At 34.8% G+C, this 22,124-nt stretch carries 13 protein-coding genes and 1 pseudogene; 7 read left to right on the top strand and 7 right to left on the bottom strand.

Going from position 1 to position 22,124, the window contains the following annotated elements; translation table 11 throughout:
* Window positions 1-221: 221 nt before the first annotated feature.
* The 6 genes and pseudogenes from nagB to EKM03_RS13525 form a co-directional block, all read right to left on the bottom strand.
* Window positions 222-2,150 carry a glucosamine-6-phosphate deaminase gene (gene nagB, locus EKM03_RS13550; RefSeq protein ID WP_126455263.1) on the bottom strand — a complete coding sequence of 643 codons (1,929 nt, stop codon included), beginning with the start codon at window positions 2,148-2,150 and terminating at the stop codon, window positions 222-224.
* A 285-nt stretch (window positions 2,151-2,435) separates the two neighbouring features.
* Window positions 2,436-2,588 (bottom strand): annotated as a pseudogene (locus EKM03_RS15320) (Gfo/Idh/MocA family oxidoreductase); the annotation flags it as partial.
* A gap of 210 nt (window positions 2,589-2,798) precedes the next feature.
* A complete protein-coding gene (locus EKM03_RS13540) occupies window positions 2,799-4,124 on the bottom strand; it encodes a sugar MFS transporter (protein ID WP_126515710.1) in 1,326 nt (441 codons plus the stop codon).
* A 21-nt stretch (window positions 4,125-4,145) separates the two neighbouring features.
* Complete coding sequence (locus tag EKM03_RS13535) at window positions 4,146-5,072, bottom strand: NAD-dependent epimerase/dehydratase family protein (RefSeq protein ID WP_126455259.1); 927 nt, start codon at window positions 5,070-5,072, stop codon at window positions 4,146-4,148.
* 36 nt (window positions 5,073-5,108) lie between these two features.
* Window positions 5,109-5,984, bottom strand: a complete 876-nt coding sequence (locus EKM03_RS13530) for a sugar phosphate nucleotidyltransferase (protein ID WP_126515708.1) — start codon at window positions 5,982-5,984, stop codon at window positions 5,109-5,111.
* A 2-nt stretch (window positions 5,985-5,986) separates the two neighbouring features.
* Entirely contained in the window at window positions 5,987-7,087 is a 1,101-nt protein-coding gene (locus EKM03_RS13525) for a galactokinase family protein (protein ID WP_126515707.1), read from the bottom strand.
* Window positions 7,088-7,398: 311 nt separating this feature from the next.
* Here EKM03_RS13525 and EKM03_RS13520 point away from each other — a divergent pair, with 311 nt between their 5' ends.
* Entirely contained in the window at window positions 7,399-8,439 is a 1,041-nt protein-coding gene (locus tag EKM03_RS13520; protein ID WP_126515706.1) for a LacI family DNA-binding transcriptional regulator, read from the top strand.
* A gap of 6 nt (window positions 8,440-8,445) precedes the next feature.
* Here EKM03_RS13520 and EKM03_RS13515 read toward each other — a convergent pair whose 3' ends face one another.
* Window positions 8,446-9,096 carry a sugar-binding protein gene (locus EKM03_RS13515; protein WP_233584101.1) on the bottom strand — a complete coding sequence of 217 codons (651 nt, stop codon included), beginning with the start codon at window positions 9,094-9,096 and terminating at the stop codon, window positions 8,446-8,448.
* Window positions 9,097-9,828: 732 nt separating this feature from the next.
* Here EKM03_RS13515 and EKM03_RS13510 point away from each other — a divergent pair.
* From EKM03_RS13510 to EKM03_RS13480, 6 genes are all read left to right on the top strand, one after another.
* Entirely contained in the window at window positions 9,829-12,843 is a 3,015-nt protein-coding gene (locus EKM03_RS13510; protein WP_231507353.1) for a TonB-dependent receptor, read from the top strand.
* Window positions 12,844-12,855: 12 nt separating this feature from the next.
* A complete protein-coding gene (locus EKM03_RS13505; protein WP_126455249.1) occupies window positions 12,856-14,553 on the top strand; it encodes a RagB/SusD family nutrient uptake outer membrane protein in 1,698 nt (565 codons plus the stop codon).
* A 98-nt stretch (window positions 14,554-14,651) separates the two neighbouring features.
* Window positions 14,652-15,992, top strand: coding sequence for a DUF3472 domain-containing protein (locus tag EKM03_RS13500; protein WP_231507352.1), 1,341 nt, complete (start codon window positions 14,652-14,654; stop codon window positions 15,990-15,992).
* Between the two features lie 103 nt (window positions 15,993-16,095).
* Window positions 16,096-17,475 carry a Gfo/Idh/MocA family protein gene (locus EKM03_RS13495; RefSeq protein ID WP_126455247.1) on the top strand — a complete coding sequence of 460 codons (1,380 nt, stop codon included), beginning with the start codon at window positions 16,096-16,098 and terminating at the stop codon, window positions 17,473-17,475.
* A 482-nt stretch (window positions 17,476-17,957) separates the two neighbouring features.
* Window positions 17,958-18,146 (top strand): SOS response-associated peptidase family protein, encoded by a 189-nt coding sequence (locus EKM03_RS15520; protein ID WP_126569112.1) that lies wholly within the window; start codon window positions 17,958-17,960, stop codon window positions 18,144-18,146.
* A gap of 1,839 nt (window positions 18,147-19,985) precedes the next feature.
* Window positions 19,986-21,794 (top strand): DNA/RNA non-specific endonuclease, encoded by a 1,809-nt coding sequence (locus tag EKM03_RS13480; protein ID WP_199741567.1) that lies wholly within the window; start codon window positions 19,986-19,988, stop codon window positions 21,792-21,794.
* Window positions 21,795-22,124 lie beyond the last annotated feature (330 nt).

Genomic DNA, 22,124 nt, shown 5'->3' with positions numbered 1-22,124 from the left:
ATTCGAATAATAGGTTCTGTACTAATCGTATCTTCACAAATTCTGGCATCTCTTCCAATAATTAGTGAAATTTTTTTTTAAATATTTTGCTGCTTTAACTAGATACCATACGCTGCTGCAAATTTTATAGCATTTATTGGAGTCAAATTATCATTAACTATGCCTCCAATAGTTCCTGTAATTCCTAAAATCGATTTTATTGATGTCATTTTATCATTTACTTAAAATTCCCATCTAACAAATGCTTCCATTGCTGCATAATGGGACAATCCTAATTCATCATACAAATTGGCAGTTTCTTTATTTCTATCCTCGGCTCTTTGCCAAAACTCTCTGCTGTCTGCTCCTTGAAACACGACACCATCTTTTTGGGATTGATGCTTAAATATCCCTTTTCGTTTTTCCAACACTTGGTCTGGCCCCATCGGTACAGCCATTTCGATCTCGTCAATTCCCCATTCTTGCCAAGCCCCTCTGTATAACCAAACCCAACAATCATTCATGTACTTTTTAGGTTTTAAACGTTTTATAGCTTCAAAAATAGCATCTAAACATACTTTATGGGTTCCGTGTGGGTCTGCCAAATCACCTGCTGCATAAATTTGATGTGGTTTAATTTTCTCGATGAGATCCATCGTGATTTGAATATCTGATTCTCCTATTGGGTTTTTCTCAATAGTTCCTGTTTCATAAAACGGAAGTTCCATGAAATGAATCTGCTCTTCTGGAATACCAACATAAAAACTGGTTGATCGTGCCTCACCTTTTCGAATTAAACCTTTGATGTATCTTACTTCGGCGATATCAACCTCACTCGCTTTTTTGTTCTTTAGGAATGTTATTGCTTTTTTATAAATATTTTCTGCCTCAGGGCTTTTGATACCGAACTTATCATTATAATCACAAACAAAGCTTGCAAATCGTAGCGCTTCATCATCAGCTACTGCTATATTACCGGAGGTTTGATAACCAATATGTACTTCATGTCCTTGTTCATGCAATCTCTTGAATGTGCCACCCATACTAATAATATCATCATCTGGATGTGGACTAAAAATAAGCACACGCTTTTTGGCAGGCTCTGCACGTTCTGGTCGTTTGCTGTCATCGGCATTGGGTTTACCTCCTGGCCATCCTGTTATAGTATTTTGAAGCTTGTTGAACATTTTTATATTAATGTCGTAAGCTGGTCCTGAATCGGCTAATAAATCACTCATGCCATTTTCTATATAATCAGCATCTGTAAGCATTAAAATAGGTTTTTTCAAATGAAGGGCTAAACCCAATGTCGCTTTCCTTATAAGTTTATCTGTCCATACTATTTTTTCGACTAACCAAGGCGTATTAATTCGGGTTAATTTTGAGGAGGCTTTCCTATCTAAAACAAAGGTGGCATTTGTATGTTCTTGCAAAAATGAAGCCGGTACTAAATTTGTAACTGTACCTTCTACCGATGCTTTTATAATATTCGCTTTTCCTTCTCCCCAAGCCATAAGAATCACTCTATTTGCTTCCATAATCTTTTTAACTCCCAATGTAATAGCTGTTCTAGGAGTATGATCTAAGCCAGAAAAGTCACTGCTTGCAGCTACTCTTGTAATATGATCTAAAGCTACTAATCGTGTTTTAGAATTTTGTAAAGATCCTGATTCATTAAATCCTATATGACCGTTTCCTCCAATTCCTAAAATTTGTAAATCTATTCCTCCAAGAGCTTCAATTTTGGCTTCATATGTGGCACAATAATTCGCTATTTCTTCTTTTGACAATGTTCCATCCGGAACATGGATGTTTTCCGGTAAAATATCAACTTGATTAAATAACAATTCTTTCATAAATCGCACATAGCTATTTATGGAATCTCGCTCCATAGGATAATATTCATCTAAATTGAATGACACTACATTTTTAAAACTTAATCCTTCTTCTTTGTGTAAGCGCACTAGTTCTGAATACAATCCTTTCGGGGAAGAACCTGTGGCCAACCCCAATATACAAGGCTGTTTTTGGGCTTGTTTAACTTTTATCAAATCTGATATTTCTTTAGCTACAGCTTTAGAGGCAGCTACTGAATTTTCATAAACTACGGTTCCTATATTCTCAAACCGCTTTTCGAAACCTGTGGCTTTATCAATATTACTATTTAACATGGCTTAATTTTTATAATTTATTTTTAATTTTATTGATATTTCCCAAAATATTATCTAACACTCAGGATGTATAGAATTCTTGACTAAATGATTTTTTATATTTTGAACATGAAAAAATTTAATGTTTTCAGGTTGTTTTATTATCAAGCTTTCTTTAAATGAACCTTGTTCCAACTTAATTCTAGGGAGTGATCGTCTATAATAAGTAACAAATAATGGTATTTTCATTTCTTCAAAGACATTATTTACAAGTAAATATTCTTCATACGTTGATTCCATTGTTTTCTAAATACAACAAATTTTGCCTGATGCAACAACTTTTAGAGCATAATAGCAATGAGAATCTGGCGGAGTTGCTATACATAAAGAGTCGACTTCAGGATCATTTATTAAATCATCCACATCTCCATAAAACTTAAGAACACTGTACTTAATTGCATAATCTTCGGCTTTTTAAATATTGCGCTGCGTGACTGCATGTAACTCAAAACATTCTACTTTTTGATAGGCAGGACCGCTTCTAAGTTCTGTTACATTTCCGCATCCAATAATCCCCCATTTATACTTTTTTCTCAAACATATTGACAAACTGTTATCCTAATATTCTCAATATTTATTCAAAATATATTGCCTCATCAAAATGTTTTTTTATTTATTATTTCTTGACCAGCTTTTATAATTATGCCCCCAGATAGCAAAAAATAGAATAATGGAATAACAGGGAATTAAAATCCAATAACTACTTGTTGCTGCTGTTGCCAAAGCATCTGATTCATTTATTCCTTTAGCAATAAGCTCTTGTTTATTGGCATCAACCATTCTACCATATAATGGTGGAATAATTGCTCCACCTGAAATCGCCATAATTAATAAGGCTGACGCTGTCTTAGTGAATTTTCCTAATCCATCTAAAGTTAAAGGCCATATTGCTGGCCAAACCAGTGCATTGGCAATGCCTAATGATGCCACAAATAAAATAGACGTAAAGCCGGTGGTTAATAATATACAAACACTGAAAATGAGGCCTAATGCAGCACTAATTATAAGTGCCGTTCCTTGTTTTAAATATTTGGGTATTAAAAAAACTCCTAGAGCATAGGTACACACCATTGCTAATAAGGTTAAAGTTGTAAAGAACTTGGCGTCTGCAGCTGGGAAACCTAACGAAATACCATAGGCTATTATAGTATCTCCAGCTATAACTTCTGCCCCTATATAGACAAATAATGTTAAAACACCCAACCATAAATGAGGAAATTGAAAGATACTTTTTTTTGTTTCAGATCCTTCTTTTATCTCATTCACTTCAGCTGCTTCAACGTGAGGCAGAGGTGCTTTTCTAATTAATAATCCTAAAATTAATAATACTGTAGCCATTATTAAGTAAGGCATAAAAACACTGTCTGCCATAGTATCTAATAACACTGCTTTTTCTTCAATCGACGCGCTTCCTAATTTTTGTTTGACTTCATCTATTCCTGATAATAATAATGTACCAAAAATTAACGATCCTATTGCACCGGCTGTTTTATTGGCAATTCCCATAATGGCAATACGTTTGGCACCACTATCGATAGGTCCTAAGATTGTAATATACGGGTTCGCAGCTGTTTGTAACAAAGTCATCCCGACACCTTGAATAAAAATACCTGTTAAAAACACCCAGTAAGTTCTTGCCTCAGCCGCTGGAATAAATACTAAAGCGCCAATCGCCATTATTATTAATCCTAAAGACATTCCTTTTCTGTAACCTATCTTATTCAAAATATATGAAGCTGGTAAAGCCATTACTACAAATGAAATATAGGATGCCGATGCTACCAAATAGGATTGAGCATCGGTTAATTCATTGATAGTTTTCATAAATGGAATTAGTGCACCATTAATCCAGGTCACAAAACCAAATATGAAAAATAAGCCTGCTATAATTAGTATTGGGACTAAATTGTTTTTTGATTTAATACTATTACTCATATCTGTGAATTTTTAATTCTATTAGTTAATTAACGATGCTTTATGGTAAAATTCAATAGTCTCTTTCAAGGCATGATCTATAGAATACTGTGGTTTAAATCCTAGTTGAGTGAATTTTGAAGGATTTGCTTTTGAATGTTTAATATCTCCTGATCTTTCATCCAGAAATTTTATTTTTGATTTGGAGTTGGTTATTTCAATGATTTTTTCCGCTAATTCTAATATTGACGTGTTATGGCCTAGAGCCACATTATAGGTTTCATTCCCTTTTTGAGATGCCAAAATATTTGCTCTTACCACATCTTTTACATAAATAAAATCTCTAGTTTGTAAGCCATCTCCAAAAATGGTTATCGGTTTGTTTTGAAGTGCATTATTTATGAAAATTGGTACCGCTGCTGCATAGGCTGATTTTAAATTTTGTCTAGGACCAAAAACATTGAAATAACGTAATGAAGCAGTAGGAAGACCCCATTGATCTTGATACATTTTCAGATAAAACTCACCATCTAATTTTGTAACAGCATACGGAGTCATAGGTTCCGGAGTCATTGTTTCTATTTTAGGCAATATGGGATTGTCTCCATAATTAGCCGCAGATGAAGAAAGTACTACTTTGCAATTTACATTCTTCTTTGCGGCCTCCAAAATATTTATTGTCCCCAATGTATTGATTTCAATACATTCGTTTATATTTAAAAGGGATTCCGGGACGCTTACCAAAGCCGCTAAGTGAAATATACCATTAGCACCTTGCACTAGTTCTTCCACAAGATTTTTATCCCTGATATCTCCTTTTTCAAATTGAACATTCAGCCCATTAATATTTTTTTCGAATCCCGTTCTTAAACTGTCCAAAACAATTACATGATGTCCTTTAGCGGATAAATATTCAGCAATGTGACTTCCTATAAATCCTGCGCCACCTGTTATTATATACTTCTTCATTTTTTTTAAATATTAGGAGTTATCCTTTCAGAATTATTAGTCATTCCAATTTAATACAGGATACTGTTTTTTTAGATAGGCCTTTACTTCAGCTATGTCTTCTTTTGCCGTTAAATCCGGTACGTGTTCAGAAAAAGGGATGCCAAATGTGGTATTTGGGTGTTCTTTTAATGCGTTTAAAAGTACGGTAGGTAATTCCTTTTCGTCTCTTTCAGGATGAACGGGACAGTTTTTTAGATAAGGATAGATAAGATCTCCTTTAAATTTAAAAGCATTCATGCTCACTCTTAACTTTCCCTCGGAATCTTTGTAACTCTCTAAATTAGCTGCAGTTGGTTTTTCAAGAATATCAAATAATTGATTATCATGGTCGAGTTTGGCAATGGCAAATCGAGAAATTCGTTCCGATGGAAATTCCATCGCATCTCTATTATAACTTATAAAAGCATTAGGACTATCTGTTTCTCTAAGCGCATAAAGTGCATCGACTGAATACAAGTTGTCGCTGTTGCAAACCGAGTAATCCAATGAATTCAGTTCCGGATATTGTTCTACAGCTTGAAATAATGCATCTGCAGTACCTAATGGTTTGGCTCTTCCTTCCGGAATATATTGAATAGCAAAAGAGATAGTTAAACCATGAAAATCATTGTATTTGTTTTCACTTCCGTAAAATTCTTTAAATAGATCACCCCGCTCACCAATAATAATATAGATATTTTTATACCCTGCTTTTTTCGCATTCAATAAAAGATAATCCAATAATGGTCTTCCATTTGGGCCAACACCAATTAATCCTTTACTTCTTTCATTCGCTTGCGCAATTTCTTCGTCACTCAAATTATCAACTGTAACTTGTTTTTTCATTCTGGAAGAAGCGCCGCCAGCCAAAATAATTAGATTGTCATGCATAATTAATTCTTTAAAATTTTAATGTTTTCTAGTATTCTCGCGCCAGGATCAACGGTTACCGTATAGGCTTCTATTGCCCCTGCAGTCAGTATTGCTGCCACTACTGGAGCTTCATTTCCCGGTTCAGCCAGTACTACAATACTACCGCCTCCACCTGAACCAACTATTTTTGCCCCATACGCCCCAGCTTTCAATGCAGCATTAATCATGGCATCAATTTTTGGCACAGTTATTTTTAATAAATCTCTTAAAACAGCGTGATGTTGATTCATTAAAGCACCAATCTTCTTTAAATCTGGAGTTGGTTTTTCAAATTCTTTTAAAGCCTCTTTTGTATAATGGTAATTCTTGATGGCAGCTTCAAAATAAGTAATCAATCGGTCTGGTAAATAATTATAGTATTTATCTAAATCTTCTATTTCGGATGTATTTAAATCAAAATCTTTAAAATTTTGTTTTATAATGTCAATTGCAATCAAGGCATTTCCTTTTAATTCTCCTATCAAACCAATGGTTTCTTTAGGTACCCCGGAAACACCGGTTATTAATCCTTTTAGTTCTGTTCCAATAATGGTATAAGAAAAAGGATCTTTGGTATTGATGTGTACAATATTGCCCACTCCGATGCTGTAATGATCCATCATTCCGCCTGGTTCTCCGTGCTCTAAAACTTCAGAAGCATACCCCATTTTTGCAATAAATTCCGGAGTAACTTCGGCATCAACTCCAAAAGCGGTAACCAAAAAATGAATCCAAGCCATTAATAAAGCCGATGAACTTGAGGTTCCGGAATTGATAGGAATATCTCCTTTTATGGTTATATCGTATCCTACAGTTGGAATACAACCTTGTCTTCTCAAAACTCTTAAGGAAGAGGCAAAATAATCTCGAGGTGCTAATTCTGAAAAAATACCGTGAATATCAATGACCCTAACTTCATTAATATCCTCCATGTTTAGTCTGAAAACTGAAGTGTCATTTTGAACTGCAGTTAATTTTATATTTAGATTGATTGCACATGCAATGACGGGCAAACCTAAATAGTCTTGATGATCTCCAAAGAGACACGTTCGTCCAGGAGCTAATGATATAATTTTTTTCACTTTTTAGAGATGTTAAAAACGCTGTATTAATAGTGTTTAATGCTAATTTTATTTATAATTCTAACTGTTTATTTAGTTTTACTTTACGAAACTATAGATTAAATTCTAATAAAACAAGTAAAAAACAATAAATGTGCTCGAACACACTTATTTCGTGTTGTCGAGCACATTTTTAAATTGTATGAAAAAATACGATCATAAAAAGATTATTACTAACAATGAAAGAATGTCAAACGTATAATTAGGTACTCATTCGTTAATTCAGTCTTACAAAAAAAAATAAAACCAAAGTTTTTATATATTTGCTCATTATGGATAAAAAGTATACAATAAAGGATATTGCTAAATTAGCCGGTGTTTCGAAAGGAACTGTTGACAGAGTTTTGCACAAAAGAGGTAAAGTGTCACCAGCTGCTTTGGACAAAGTCAACGAAGTTTTAAAAGTAATTGACTACGAGCCAAACCTTATTGCTAGGAATTTAAAGAATAATAAAATTTATCGCATTTGTATTGTTCTTCCTGATCCCAAAATTGATACTTATTGGCATCCTTGCCTGAGTGGTATTGATGATGCGGTGAAAGAATTCAAAGCCTATAATTTGATTATTGAAACCTTTTACTTTAATCCGGAAAAAAAGAAATCCTTTTTAAAAACGAATAAAGAGGTATTGGAATTATCTCCGGATGCTGTTTTGCTAACGCCTTTATTCCATAAAGAAACTGTAGATGTTATCGAAGAATACAATTCGTTAAACATCATTGTAAATACTTTTAATAACCAAGTCGAGTCCAGTTTTGTAAAAAGTTTCGTTGGTCAGGATTTATTTAGAAGTGGACGAGTGGCAGCAAAATTAATAGATTCGATTACCGGTACCGGTCAAATTGCCATTGTTCATATTGATGAAACCTACAAAAATGCAATTCACATGCAGGAAAAGGAAAAAGGTTTTAGAAATTATTTTGATGAGAAAGAAAATTCTCCATACACGATTACCACTTTAAAATTAAAAAATCCAAATGTTGAGCTTAGTTGCAATACTTTCCTGAATGAAAATCCAGAGGTTACAGGAATTTTTGTTACTACTTCTAAATCGTATCAAATTGCTAAGGTAATTAGTGAATTTAAAGGTAAAAAAATTAGAGTGGTCGGTTATGATTTGATTGATGAAAATGTTACTTATTTGAATCAAGGCGTCATCGATTTTATGATTCATCAAAACCAGAAAAGACAGGCATATCTCGGAATAACCTCTTTGGTGGAACATTTTCTCTTTCAGAATGAAATTCCAAAAATGATTTTTTTGCCGATTGATATTGTGAACGCGGAAAATGCGGAGTATTATATTGAATAAAAAAAATTATTCTTTTAAAATAAAAACTCCGAAAGAAGATGCAATGTGGAAATTGGGAGTTTCCGTATTTGGGTTTACCCAAGTAATCCAATTAGGTTCATAACATTCATTTTGGGCTTTACTATATTTAGCCCTAAAAACACCGGTTTCAATAATGTTGTTTTTTATTAAATTAAGACTTTTCAAAGATTCGATACTAATTGATCCCTCAACCATAAAAGTATTAGCTTGTACAGATGATTTAACTACTAAATCATTTTTGGGCCAGTTCCAACTGAAATCGAAATTCTTATTAGGATACGCAATAAAATCCATTATTCGCCCAGAAGTGTCGATCTCTAAACAATAATAAGGATTCAGTCCATTATCAGTTCTGAAAAAGAGTTCAACTCTATCAGAAACTCCAATACTTTCAAAACTTTCATCTTGCTTTTCTATGTGGATTTCAGTATCTAAAACTGTAAAATTAAAAAATAATTTGTCTCGATTCCAAAGTGCTTTAAATGTAGTTTTAGTTACTTTTTTGGTATTCCACGGGGAACAAAAATCAGTTAAAATCTGGGCTTCAGCCCACGCTATGTCATCACCTTTTCCGGAGACAGTCAGATCTTTGTTTTCAATTAAATGGACATCATATTCTTTCATTTCTGGAATCATTTTATACGGTATTTAATATTTCTGTGAAACTGTGTTTGAACAGAAATTCTCGAAATATAGTTAAAAGAAATTTCAATGAATCTATTTATTCTTTTTTTAGCCTAATTATAAGTCTTACATTCATCTCTTAGCTGTTAAATTTAAAATTAAGTGATGGTAAATTGAGATTAAATGGTCAATTTATAGTGCGTAACTATTGTTGAAGTTTTAATTTTTAGTTTAAAAAATTCCGAATTTCTTGTTATTTAATGAGTATGTCCTTTTTTACTTGAAATAAATGATATGAAACCCCACAGGATTTTATAATTGAAAAACTAGAATTTTAGTACTAAAAAAACGTTTCGAGTATTTTTTGTGTGCTCGACAACACAAATAATATGTGTTCGAGCACATTATTTGTGTTTTTCCTTGTTTAATAAAAATATAATCTCTAGTTTCGTCATGTATTAAAAAATAATCAATCTTTTATTAGGTCAAAATTTAATGTTTTTGAAGATTATATCAAAGGCTGTATTTAGAAATATGCATAAAAAAAGAGGGTGGATTTAGACAAAAATTAGCTCAGTTAAGAAATTATAAATCAAATTTTTTAGAGTTCATTTTTGTCCATCAAAAAAACATACAAACAACACTTAATACTGAATAAACCAACAAACAATTATTAACTAAAACCATTTCAAGAGTATGAAATTATTAACCCAAAAAAAACCAAGGGGCTTAAGGATTAAAAGTATGACACACAAAGAAATTAAATTAACAATTCTTTCTTTTCTAGCTTTAACTTTTCAAGTTTCTACTGCTTCGACCATAAAGACAATCGCTTTATCCGAAACTAATGTATTATTAGTTCAGAAAGTTGTAAAAGGAAAAGTTACCGATGAAAGTGGAGCACCTCTTCCTGGAGCTAATGTGCTTATCAAAGGTACTACTATTGGTGTTCAAACTGATGCTGATGGTAATTTTGCTATTGATGTAGTAGGAAATAATAATACTTTAGTTGTTTCATTTATTGGAATGGAAGAACAAGAAATTGCTATTGGCAATGACCCATTAACTATTGTTTTAAAAGAAACCGGACAAAAATTAAATGAAGTCGTTATTGTTGGCTATAGTACGATTAAAAAAGAAAGTTTGACGGGTTCCTTACAAACAATTACCAATAAGAAGCTTACAGATGCTACAACTCCCTCTGTTGAAAATTTATTAGCAGGGAAAGCTACTGGAGTTTATGTAAATTCTGGATCTGGACAGCCTGGTGAAGCTGGTAAAATAATTATTAGAGGTAAAACAACTGTAAACGGAAGTACAGATCCTCTATGGGTTGTTGATGGAGTTATTGTAGGAAGTAGTGCCGGGAGCATTAATCCCATGGATATTGAAACTATGACGATTCTAAAAGATGCAGCCTCTACTGCTGTATACGGTTCTCAAGGGGCTAACGGAGTTATTGTGGTTACAACAAAAAGTGGAAAATCAGGCAAAGCAACTATTAATTTCTCGACGAAGATGGCTGCTACCACATTAAACACGGGTAATTTCAGCTTAATGAATGGAAATGAATTATATGACTTGTACGATTCTTTTTCGAACAAACAGGACTTTTCAACGGCATGGTGGTGGACTCCGGAACTGAGAAATAAAAACTTTGATTGGTGGGATAATGCCACAAGAACAGGTTTAGCAACCGATCATAACCTCTCTATAAGTGGTGGTAATGAGGATTTCAAAAGCTATGTTTCTCTGGGGGTGTATGATGAGACAGCAGCAATAAGAGGCTATGACTACAAACGGTATAATGCACTATTGAAATTTAGTTATAAAGTAAATAATTGGTTAACCATACGCCCACAGATAAACGCAACCCGCAGAGATGTTTTAAATAAACAACATTCAGTTGGTGCAATGTATGGTAATATGCCTTGGGATAACCCGTATTTAGCAGATGGAACTTTGGTAGGAAATCAACCAAATCCTACTTGGGTAAACACCACCGGATCAAACTATTTGTATGATTTACAATGGAATTACAGCGAGTCTGAAGCCTATGATATTCGAAGTAATTTTGATTTTGACATAAAACTTACGGATTGGCTGACTTTTGCCTCTGTAAACAGTTATATCTTTTCAAATTCAAATTCTACCTCCTATTCAGATCCACGTTCTTCCAGCGGATTAGCAGTAAAAGGAAGAATTGAGGATTATATGAGTTCGTATAATAGAGCCTATACCAATCAACTGTTCAAATTCAAAAAATCATTTGGAAAACATGATTTTAATGCCATCGCCGGCTATGAATGGAATGAATTTAATTCTAAAAATACAGTAGGAATTGCAACTGGATTTGCTCCGGGGTTTGTAGTGAGTGATGTGGCCTCGATTCCTGAAAGAGTGAGAGGAAGCAAAGCGCAATGGGCCGTACAATCATTATTATCGAATGTAAATTATACCTATGATAATAAGTACTTAGCACAAGTTTCGATTAGACGTGACGGAGCTTCAAATTTTGGGGTTAATTCACAATACGGGAATTTTTACTCTGTAAGTGGTGGATGGAATATTCATAAAGAAGCTTTTTTTAAAGCGGATTATATCACAAATTTAAAACTTAGAGCCAGTTATGGATCAGTAGGAAACAGACCAAACAGTCTTTATCCACACTATGCCCTGTATTCATTAACGACAGGGTACAATGAAAATCCAGGAGCCATAATTTCTCAAATTGCGAATCCTGATTTAAGTTGGGAAAAAACATATACGGCCGGTGTGGGTTTAGATATTTCGTTTTTAAGACGATTCAACCTGACTTTGGATTATTATGATAAAGATACTTCGGGTTTATTGTACCAAGTTCCTTTGCCAGGAGTTATTGGAGTGACTAGTATTTGGAAAAACGTAGGAGCAGTAAGCAATAAAGGTTTTGAAGCGGCACTTAATGTTGAAATTATTAATAATGAAGATTGGAGATGGGCTGTAGATGCTAATATTGGTGTGAATAAAAACAAAGTAACGAGTCTTTATGGCGAAAGACAACAAATCATCGTGAGAGATGGATCTGGTATTTCCGGTTCAGCTAATAAATTATTGACTCCCGGAAAGGATGTAGATACGTGGTACCTTACAGAATGGGCTGGTGTAGATCCAGAGAGCGGAAGACCACAATGGTTTGAAACCAATGCAGCAGGAGAACGCGTTAAAACCTTCAGTTATAGTGCCGCTTCAAAAACACCAATTGCTATGGGAGCGTATACGCCTTCATTTTTTGGTGGATTTTCAACGAATTTAAATTATAAGAGTTTTGATCTTGCTGCCATATTTACCTATTCAGTAGGAGGCGAAATTTATAATTATGCCAGAGCTGAATTTGATTCAGATGGAGCCTATACAGATCGCAACCAAATGAATCTTCACAGCGGATGGAGCCGATGGGAAAAACCAGGTGATATTGCTACGCATCCTCAAGCCAGTTATAACAATCAAAGTAACTCAAATAAAGCTTCGTCTCGTTTCTTAGAAACTGGAACCTATCTAAAAATGAGAAGCCTTTCTTTAGGATATAATCTAAATGTGGAGCGTTTTAATATTTCGAATCTTAGATTATTTGTAGCTGCAGAAAACTTATTTACAATTTCTCACTTCTCTGGAGTTGATCCTGAGATACCACCTAGTAATGGTCAAATAACAGGAGTTGCCACCTCAGTATATCCTCAGACACGCAAATTTGTATTAGGTCTTAATCTTACTCTTTAAAAAAAATAAATCATGAAAAAGATATTTATATTATTCATTACAATTAGTTTTTTATACTCTTGTGAACTGGAGAGAGAACCTTTTAATGCTTACACCGAGGACAAAATCCTTGCAGATAAGGAAGCGGCTGTCGAAGTACTTTTGAATGGGTGTTACGCACAACTTAAAGGTTGGTCAGATGTTATGCACAGAGTAGGGGAATATCCCGGAGATAATATCATGATAAGAGGAACTTCTACGGATGCTTTCTATTCCTTTATTTCGTACCAGCACATACCGGATAATGGAAGATTATCTGTTTTTTGGAACAACAGTTATAAAATTATTTCACAATCAAGTGACTTAATCAAAATTATTTCAGAAGGTGAAAATGCGCAAATTGACCAACAATTAGGAGAAGCCTACTACTTAAGAGGAATGATTTACTTCTATTTGTCTCGTACCTACGGTAGACCTTATGCACAATCCCCTGACTCTAATTTGGGAGTACCCATTGTAAACGGAATGCCTGCCGATATTGATAATTTACGTCTCCCAGACAGATCCACAATTAAAGACAGCTACCAACAAGCCATTAATGATTTGAAAAAAGCAGAAACGCTAATGACCGTAAAACGTAGTGCGACTTATGCAACCAGAGAGGCAGCGCAAGCAATGCTATCCAGAGTATACTTATACATGAGCGGAACGTACCAAAGTCCAAATCAAGAATATGCTACTCTTGCCATAGAATATGCTACAAAAGTAATTGCAAGTGGAAATTACAATTTACTTAGTAGAGCGGATTTTATGAAATACAATACCTTTGCTCCTGATGCTGCCGGACAAACGGAAACCATTTTTGCTGTTAAACGTGTGGCTTCAGAGTTCTCCGGATTCGATCACTATTATGGAATTGGCGGCATGTACGCCAATATTCAAGGACAAGGTTGGGGCGAAATGTATGCCAGTGCTAAATATTTAGATTTACTGCGCAAGTCTGGTCAAAAGAATGATGCTCGTTGGGCATTTATTAAACCACAATACGCACTGGATGCATCAGACAATAAAACAGAAGCCTTCCGTTTTGTCCATGATTCGTATAATACCAGCTCAGTACAAACAGGGTATAACTATTTGCAACAACCGCTTAAGCGTAATGCTGACGGTACATTTTACATTAATATTGGGACAGATAAATACGATCTAACTGTAGTTAATGCTGCTGAAAATAGTTATTCGATTGACTATAAAGGAAAAACATATGTTGGTGAAAAAGATTTTATGATGTTATTGAACCGTGTATATCCAATGTATTATATCACTAAATGCTCTTTACAGGATAACGATTCGCATCTTCATTCGCCAATCATTTCAAGACTATCTGAAATGTATTTGAATATGGCAGAAGCGTATGCAAAAAAAGGGGATTATCAAAATGCACGTATTAACCTAAATATAGTAAGAGAAAGATCAATTCCTGGTGCTGGATATACTTCATTAACGAGTGCCAATGCTATTCAATTTATTGATGAAGAACGTCAATTAGAATTAGCATTCGAAGCACATAGAGGGTATGATGTATATAGAAACGGACAAACAATGACACGTCATTATCCGGGACCACATCGTGCCATGGAAGATATTCCTGCATCCAGTTTGCGCGTGATACAGTACATTCCTCAATCAGAAATAAATGCTTATCCTGGAACGCTGACCCAAAATCAATAATAAAAGGTTAGAATGAGGTTGTAAAAACGTCCATTTGGTTAAGAATAAAAGGGGTCAGAAAAGGGAAATACCGAACATAAAAAGTATAAAAATTATAGATGAAAAAAAAATTCTTTACAAACCTATTAGTAATCTTAGTATTGATTCCACTTACTTCTTGTAGCGGTAATGAAAAAAATGATACTATTGTTGGGGATGATTCTAAAATGATATCCGAAATTTCTCTGCCTCTTGGTGGAAATGCTTTTAGTTCAACTCCCTTTGCGGAAGTTGAAACCATTACAAAAAATGGAATCGAGTATTGGACCAATTCAGAAGAATATTTTACTGCTTACTTTCGAATTTCTGAGCCGGGAGTGTTCGAATTTTCAATAAATAAGGATTCATTGGTAGTTCTGGGAAAAGCAACTTTAGAATTCACCATTAACGACGAATCCAAAAGTATTGAATTCAACGACACCAAAAAAAATTCTTACCCAATAGGACGTTGGGAAATTACGGAACCGGGTTATGTTGCTTTAAAAATAAAAGGGATCAGCAAGAATAAAAGTCATTTCCCTTCTATTTCAAGAGTAACAATTAACAGCTCGATTGCGAAAGATAAAATTGCATTTGTTCAAAATGACGAAGCTAGTTTTTATCATTGGGGAAGAAGAGGTCCTTCTGTACATCTAAATTATCAAGTACCTGAAAAAGTAAATGCCGAATGGTATTACAACGAAGTTACTGTACCAAAAGGACAAGATATTATAGGGTCTTATTATATGGCAAATGGGTTTGCAGAAGGATATTTTGGTATACAGGTTAACTCGGATAAAGAGCGTAGAGTATTGTTCTCCGTTTGGAGTCCATTTGTAACGGATGATCCAGCAACCATTCCAGATTCCAAAAAAATTAAACTTCTTAATAAAGGAGAAAACGTAACGACGGGTGAATTTGGAAATGAGGGTTCCGGCGGACAAAGTTATTTGAAATACAATTGGATCGCAGGGAACACCTATAAGTTTTTACTTCGTGGAATTCCTCAAAATGATAATTCAACGACCTATACCGCTTACTTTTTTGCCCCCGAATTAAATAAATGGCAATTAATCGCCAGTTTTAACCGTCCCGAAACCAATACTTATCTAAAACGATTTCATTCGTTTTTAGAAAATTTTTCTCCGGAACAAGGAAATAAATCTCGAGAAGTCTTGTTCAATAATCAATGGTATTGTGATGCTACCGGAAATTGGACAGAGATTAACTCCGCAAAATTCACAACAGACAACACGGGTACTAAAGGGTACCGTATGGATTATTCAGGTGGTTTGCTAAATAACGAATCATTCTATTTGAAAAACGGAGGCTTTTTTAATAATTTTACCAAAGCTCAAAGTGTTTTTACAAGACCGTTACATCAGAAGAAACCTGTTATTGATTTTAGTAAATTACCATAGAGATTACTCACGGTTTAAGCTAACACAACAAATAGTAAAATAGTGCAGAATGGGTAATCTACAGTTTGATTATCTTCCTTTTTTTTAATAAATAAATTAAATTATGAAAACTAGTATTTTTAAATTGCTACTTATTTCCTTTCTTTTTCTAGGATGGGCCAATGTATCGGCTCAAATGATTAAAACTCCGGCTCCAAAACGAGATAAAGGACAAACCGATGTCTTGCGTCTTGCAACAGCTCCCATTCCTAATGTGCGTATTGCGTTCATAGGTTTAGGCATGCGTGGTCCAGGTGCAGTAGAACGTATGACACATATTCCTGGCGTTGAAATTGTGGCTTTATGTGATATGACACAAGAAAACACTTCTAAAGCAAATGAAATTCTTACTAAAGCGGGGCTTCCAAAAGCGAAAGAATTTTTTGGAGATGAAAATGCTTGGAGAAAAGTAACTGCTCTTCCTAATGTAGATCTTGTATATGTAGCAACAGATTGGAAAAACCATGCGAAAATTGGCGTTCAGGCTATGAAAGATGGTAAAAACGTAGCTATTGAAGTTCCTGGAGCAATGACCATGGAAGAAATTTGGGATCTGATTAATACTTCCGAAAAAACACGCAAGCATTGTATGCAGCTTGAAAATTGTGTGTACGATTTCTTCGAATTGACGACATTAAATATGGCGCAACAAGGATTGTTTGGAGAAATCCTGCATGCCGAGGGATCCTATATCCACGGTTTACAACCTTTCTGGGGTGAGTATTGGAACAACTGGCGTATGGATTATAATAGAAAACACCGTGGCGATATTTATGCAACGCATGGAATGGGACCGGCTTGTCAAGCATTGAACATTCACCGCGGAGATAAAATGAACTATTTGGTTTCTATGGATACTAAAGCCGTTGGTAATCCTGCGTATATTAAAGAAAAATCAGGAATAGAAGTAACGGACTTTAGAAATGGGGATCACACAATGACTATGATTCGTACCGAAAAAGGAAAAACAATCCAAATTCAACATGATGTAACTTCACCACGCCCTTACAGCCGTATGTACCAACTTAGCGGAACAAAAGGGTTTGCTAATAAATACCCTGTTGAAGGATATGCTTTGGATTCAAAAGCGATAGGTTCAGATATTGCACCAAATCATGAAAACTTGAGTGCACACAAGTTTGTTCCTGAAGACGTAAAAAAAGCATTAATGGAAAAATACAAGCATCCTATTGTAAAAGAAATTGAAGAGCAAGCAAAAAAAGTAGGCGGTCACGGTGGAATGGATTTCATCATGGATTACCGCTTGATTTATTGTTTACAAAATGGACTTCCATTGGATATGGACGTTTATGACTTGGCTGAATGGTCTTGTCTTGGACCACTAACGGAAATTTCCTTGGATAACAGTTCTGCACCAGTTGAGATTCCTGATTTCACTCGTGGGGGTTGGCAAAAATTGAAAGGTTTAGAGTTTTCTAAATAAAAATTAATTTTAAAATCATTCAAAAAGAGGATTATGACATAAAGTAGTTTATAAAGTTGATTATTAAATGACATTATAAATGAATGCAGAATACGATTTGGGTGGTGGATTGAGATAATAATAACAATAGTTTCAAAGGATACTATTCAGTAATGGGTGTAAATTTAAAATAAAGGGGTTTAACTTTTTAATTAAAGTTGAATCCCTTTACTTTTAATAGTTAAACAATTAAAATACTAAAACATACTTAATGCATATCATCAAACTGTCAGATGAATTGGTCCGTAAAAATATAGCATTTGCCGCAGATCATAACCCATTACAATTGAGGATTAATACCATCACGGTCCAAAAATGAAGAAATTTAAAAATTCACCTTTAACACCAAAATAGAAACGGTCAACGAAAAACCTCCCTTTAAAATTCAGTTGATATAAGATGTTTGGGTATTGTTAATGGGTATTACAAATAGTAATGGCTGAATACTAAAGGTAAAGCATAAAAAATATGAATTAAGTTTGCCCAACGAAGTACTTCTTGTCTTTGCAGGATTATATTCCAATTGGGTAAATAAAGAAACCGGAGAAATAAAAAACATATACACCATACTAACCACCGAAGTCAATACACTTTTGTCTGTAATACACAATCGTAAAAAAAGAATGTTTTAAACCGTAATAATGAATCCAGATAGTTGAATTATGAGCTAATAGAGTACTTTGCATTTCTCTATTAGGCAAATTTAATCGCTGTTAAATGATGAAGGCATCATTGACAACATTACTGGAAAACATGCCAGGTTTTTAATTCTACTATAGGTTCTTCATCGCGTGCAATCAAGCGGTCTCTCTGCGGTCGTTCTCTTTGTTCCGTTCGGCAGCTCCAGTCGGTCAACCTTACAGTTTTATAAGAACATTTTTTTGAAATAAGCAATTATTATTTCAATTCATTAGTTAGGTTTCCCTCCATTCCGCAGACACTTCACAGCACAAAAAAATAAGGCAGCCAAAAAATAGGCAACCTTATTTTTTCCGCTGTTCGTTCCTCATCTTCACACGTTCTCTACCCTGCGTTCGGCAGGGCTATTACATCCACAATACCGCTTCATTCCGTTACACTCCGCAGGCTACGTTCCACTGCATTCCAGCAGTATCATGTCTGTCGCCCTTTATTTTTTCAGCGGTGGCGCTCTTCGCACAGCCATCGGGGTTGGCGCCGTTCCGTGAAAAACGTCACGTTGCCCTAAATCAAGGAACGCCTGCGGCTGTCTTCTATTTTTCCCCCACCGTTTCACGCTCTTCTTCCTTCATTTTGCGTCTCGTTCCTCACCAGCTGCAATTCTCGGCTTCAGGTGGCTGTTCGATTGCCGCAACCCCGCCACTGCGCTCCTCGATAAATAATGATTTCCGCTATCGCTACAATCATCATTTTCTGCGGTGCTTGGGGGTGTTTGATTGCCTTGCGAGAGAAACGAAGCAATCACAATAACGCCCACAGAAAAACCTCAACAAAACGATATTGCAATTTTTTGAAAAGAAAAAGAAAAAAATCCAGCAAACATAGCATCCATTCCTCACTTTCAGTCGGTCGTTCCACCCTCCATTTTCGTTCGTCATTTCTGCTGATTAAATAGCTTTCTTTTTTTCTCTTTTTTCTTTTCAAAAAATTAAGGTCGAATCTTTAAAACCAATACGCCACGGCGAATTTCATCATTAAAACACACCAAAAAAATGCAGCTTATAAAGCTAACCAAATCTTTATTCTCAACAAAGGGATGAATAGTGGCAAATGGAGCGTAGCGGAATTCACCAATACTAAAAAATATATATTAACACATTGGTAATCCTCAAAAAGAACCTTTTACAAATAGTTTTGTAATACTATTTCAAAATGAAGGAGATACCGAAACGGTTTACTGGTTAGCCTATAGTTTATGGAAAGCAAGATTCTGGGACCAATCTCTGGTTGAGTCCGTAATTCCTTTTTTACGAATCGACGATTTTAAAAAAGATTTTAACTCAAAAGTAAATGAAATGCTGCAGGAGCACGAGCTGCACAAAAAAATTGTTAAAGCTTTAAAAATACTGGAATTTAATGAAGAACAATTTTACAAAAACATCAAATTGATTAATGATATAAGAAAAGCTATGTTGCGAAATTATTGCAAATAGTCTGACCACACTAGTCACGCATTTAAATACACTATAAGTCCTATTTGATTTTACATTATAGACAAATTAATAAAACTATTATAAGCACTTATATGTAAATGAAAAAAAGCACGAATTTTTATTAAAAAAGGTGTTCAAGAAATAGATTACTGATATGGTATTTGTTTTACTCAAATCAATGCAAGCATAAAATAGTAACTATCGGAATGTTTTTTTATTTACCTGTTCAATTAGAAGCTTGGTTAAATTTAAAAACGTTAAGGATTAGTTAACGTTTAGATAATCCTGTTGCGTTACTGTTGATATATTTTTGGCCCGATAAAAACCACTTAAAAAATTATGAAAAAAATTAAATTATTATTTAGCATTGTCCTTTTTGGGCTTATAGCTAATTCTTGTGCAACCGAGGAACTCGTTTATTCCGTTCCAGAAACTAAAAATTCAAACCAACTTTCAAAAATTTACACCGGCTTTCCTGAAACATTTGAATCAGGAAGCAAAACTTCTTATGTTGCGGCAGACGTAACTTTACCAACAGGTATCTGGAATTTGAACGATGCGTTAATAGGTACCCTTTCTGGCGACAGAAAAAACGGTGCTAAGTCAATTCGTATTCGAAATATAGGAACTGTTACAATGAAGTTTAATAGTATTAACGGTGCTTCAAGTGTTTCTGTTTTACATGCAAAGTATGGAACTGATGCTTCAAGTTCATGGGAACTTTGGTATTCCATTAACAACGGAAGTAGTTGGACTAAAACAGGAAGTACAATTACGACCTCTTCAACCACATTGCAAACTGCCACATTTCCAATGGCGATAAAGGGAAATGTTCGTTTTGAAATCAGAAAAATATCGGGTGGTACAAATCGTATCAATATTGATGATATGACTATTGATGATAATGGTGCTCTTATTAGCGGTGTTTTTCCGGAAACATACGAATCAGGAAGTAAAACCTCTTATACTCCTGCTGCTGTAACGCTTTCTACAGGGAGCTGGTATTTTGACAATGCATTAATAGGAACATCTGCAAGCGATGCGAAAAGTGGTACTCAATCAGCAAGGATAATCGACACCGGTAAAATTACGATGCAGTTTGATGTTACAACCGGTGCTTCAAGTGTAGATATTAAACATGCTACATACGGAACTGATGCTTCCAGCACATGGGAACTTTGGTATTCCAACAATAGCGGCAGTAGCTGGACTCAGACAGGAAGTAGCATTACTACTTCTTCTACTACATTGCAAACTGCAACTTTTCCAATGATTGTTCAGGGAAATATTCGTTTTGAAATTCGTAAAATTACTGGAACAGCTATTCGTATTAACATTGACGATTTTTCGATTACAGCTTACAATGGTACAGGAGGAAGTGGTACTGGTGGTGTTGATGGAGACCACATAGCTATGGGTAACCCTAGTGGTGCAACTACTGATATAACCAATGAAAATAATTATTTAATGGAGAAAGTGCAGTATAAACTTTCATACAATCGTTCGAAAGCAACTGCTAACTGGGTAAGCTGGCATTTAGATCCGTCATGGACAGGAGCTGCACCACGCCAGGATGATTTCAGAGCTGACACTACCTTGCCTTCAAGTTGGTATCAGGTAGGTTCTACAAGCTACTCTGGTAGCGGTTTCGACAGAGGTCATGAATGCCCTTCGGCTGACAGAACTTCTTCTGTTGCTGATAACTCTGAGACCTTCCTAATGACGAACATGATTCCTCAGGCACCTGTTAATAACCGACAAACCTGGGCTAACCTCGAAGCGTATGGCAGAACACTTGTAAGCCAAGGTAATGAAGTCTATATAATTATGGGATGTTATGGTGTTGGTGGAACAGGTTCTGCCGGCAGTGCAAACACAATTAATAATGGCAATATAACTGTTCCAAGCAATATTTGGAAGGTACTTGTTGTACTTACTCAGGGTACCAATGATGTTGGCAGAGTAACTACAAGCACTCGTGTAATTGCAGTTAATACTCCTAATATAAACACTACAGGTGCATGGGGAACCTACCGTACAAGTGTAGATGCAATTGAAGCCGCAACAGGATATGATTTATTGAGTAATTTGTCTACTTCAATTCAGTCAACTATTGAAGCAACGGTTGATAACGGACCAACAAAATAATTTTTATTGAAATCAGGGTATTAAAAATCCTCGTAAGTTTTTAAGGCTTCTGAAAAACATACCTTATTACAATAAAGAGTTGCTTTTAGAAAAAACGCTTGTTACGGATCTTTAAGATACTATTACAAGCGTTTTTCTTTTTGTAGCTGTTTTTATTGTAAAATTTATTTCGCAACATTTCTTCAAGTGGCTAATTCTCGTTGCTATTTTTTTTAAAAATTGCTTGTCTCTTTTAATTAACATCTTCTGTAACAATTAAAAATAATCTTTTTATTTTTCGCCACGATAATTAACTGCAAAAAATAAACTAAAAAAAAGCCTGATCTCACG

Source organism: Flavobacterium sp. GSP6, from assembly GCF_003984855.1.
In the GTDB taxonomy this organism is placed as follows: domain Bacteria; phylum Bacteroidota; class Bacteroidia; order Flavobacteriales; family Flavobacteriaceae; genus Flavobacterium.
The sequence above is the reverse complement of the archived record's forward strand: the minus strand, read 5'-3'. Positions and strand labels throughout refer to the sequence as shown.

What these genes read in the sequence shown, in the direction of transcription:
- nagB (WP_126455263.1), bottom strand. Translation starts at nt 2,150, where the DNA reads ATGTTAAATAGTAATATTGATAAAGCCACAGGTTTCGAAAAGCGGTTT.
- EKM03_RS13540 (WP_126515710.1), bottom strand. Translation starts at nt 4,124, where the DNA reads ATGAGTAATAGTATTAAATCAAAAAACAATTTAGTCCCAATACTAATT.
- EKM03_RS13535 (WP_126455259.1), bottom strand. Translation starts at nt 5,072, where the DNA reads ATGAAGAAGTATATAATAACAGGTGGCGCAGGATTTATAGGAAGTCAC.
- EKM03_RS13530 (WP_126515708.1), bottom strand. Translation starts at nt 5,984, where the DNA reads ATGCATGACAATCTAATTATTTTGGCTGGCGGCGCTTCTTCCAGAATG.
- EKM03_RS13520 (WP_126515706.1), top strand. Translation starts at nt 7,399, where the DNA reads ATGGATAAAAAGTATACAATAAAGGATATTGCTAAATTAGCCGGTGTT.
- EKM03_RS13515 (WP_233584101.1), bottom strand. Translation starts at nt 9,096, where the DNA reads ATGATTCCAGAAATGAAAGAATATGATGTCCATTTAATTGAAAACAAA.
- EKM03_RS13510 (WP_231507353.1), top strand. Translation starts at nt 9,829, where the DNA reads ATGACACACAAAGAAATTAAATTAACAATTCTTTCTTTTCTAGCTTTA.
- EKM03_RS13505 (WP_126455249.1), top strand. Translation starts at nt 12,856, where the DNA reads ATGAAAAAGATATTTATATTATTCATTACAATTAGTTTTTTATACTCT.
- EKM03_RS13500 (WP_231507352.1), top strand. Translation starts at nt 14,652, where the DNA reads ATGAAAAAAAAATTCTTTACAAACCTATTAGTAATCTTAGTATTGATT.
- EKM03_RS13495 (WP_126455247.1), top strand. Translation starts at nt 16,096, where the DNA reads ATGAAAACTAGTATTTTTAAATTGCTACTTATTTCCTTTCTTTTTCTA.
- EKM03_RS13480 (WP_199741567.1), top strand. Translation starts at nt 19,986, where the DNA reads ATGAAAAAAATTAAATTATTATTTAGCATTGTCCTTTTTGGGCTTATA.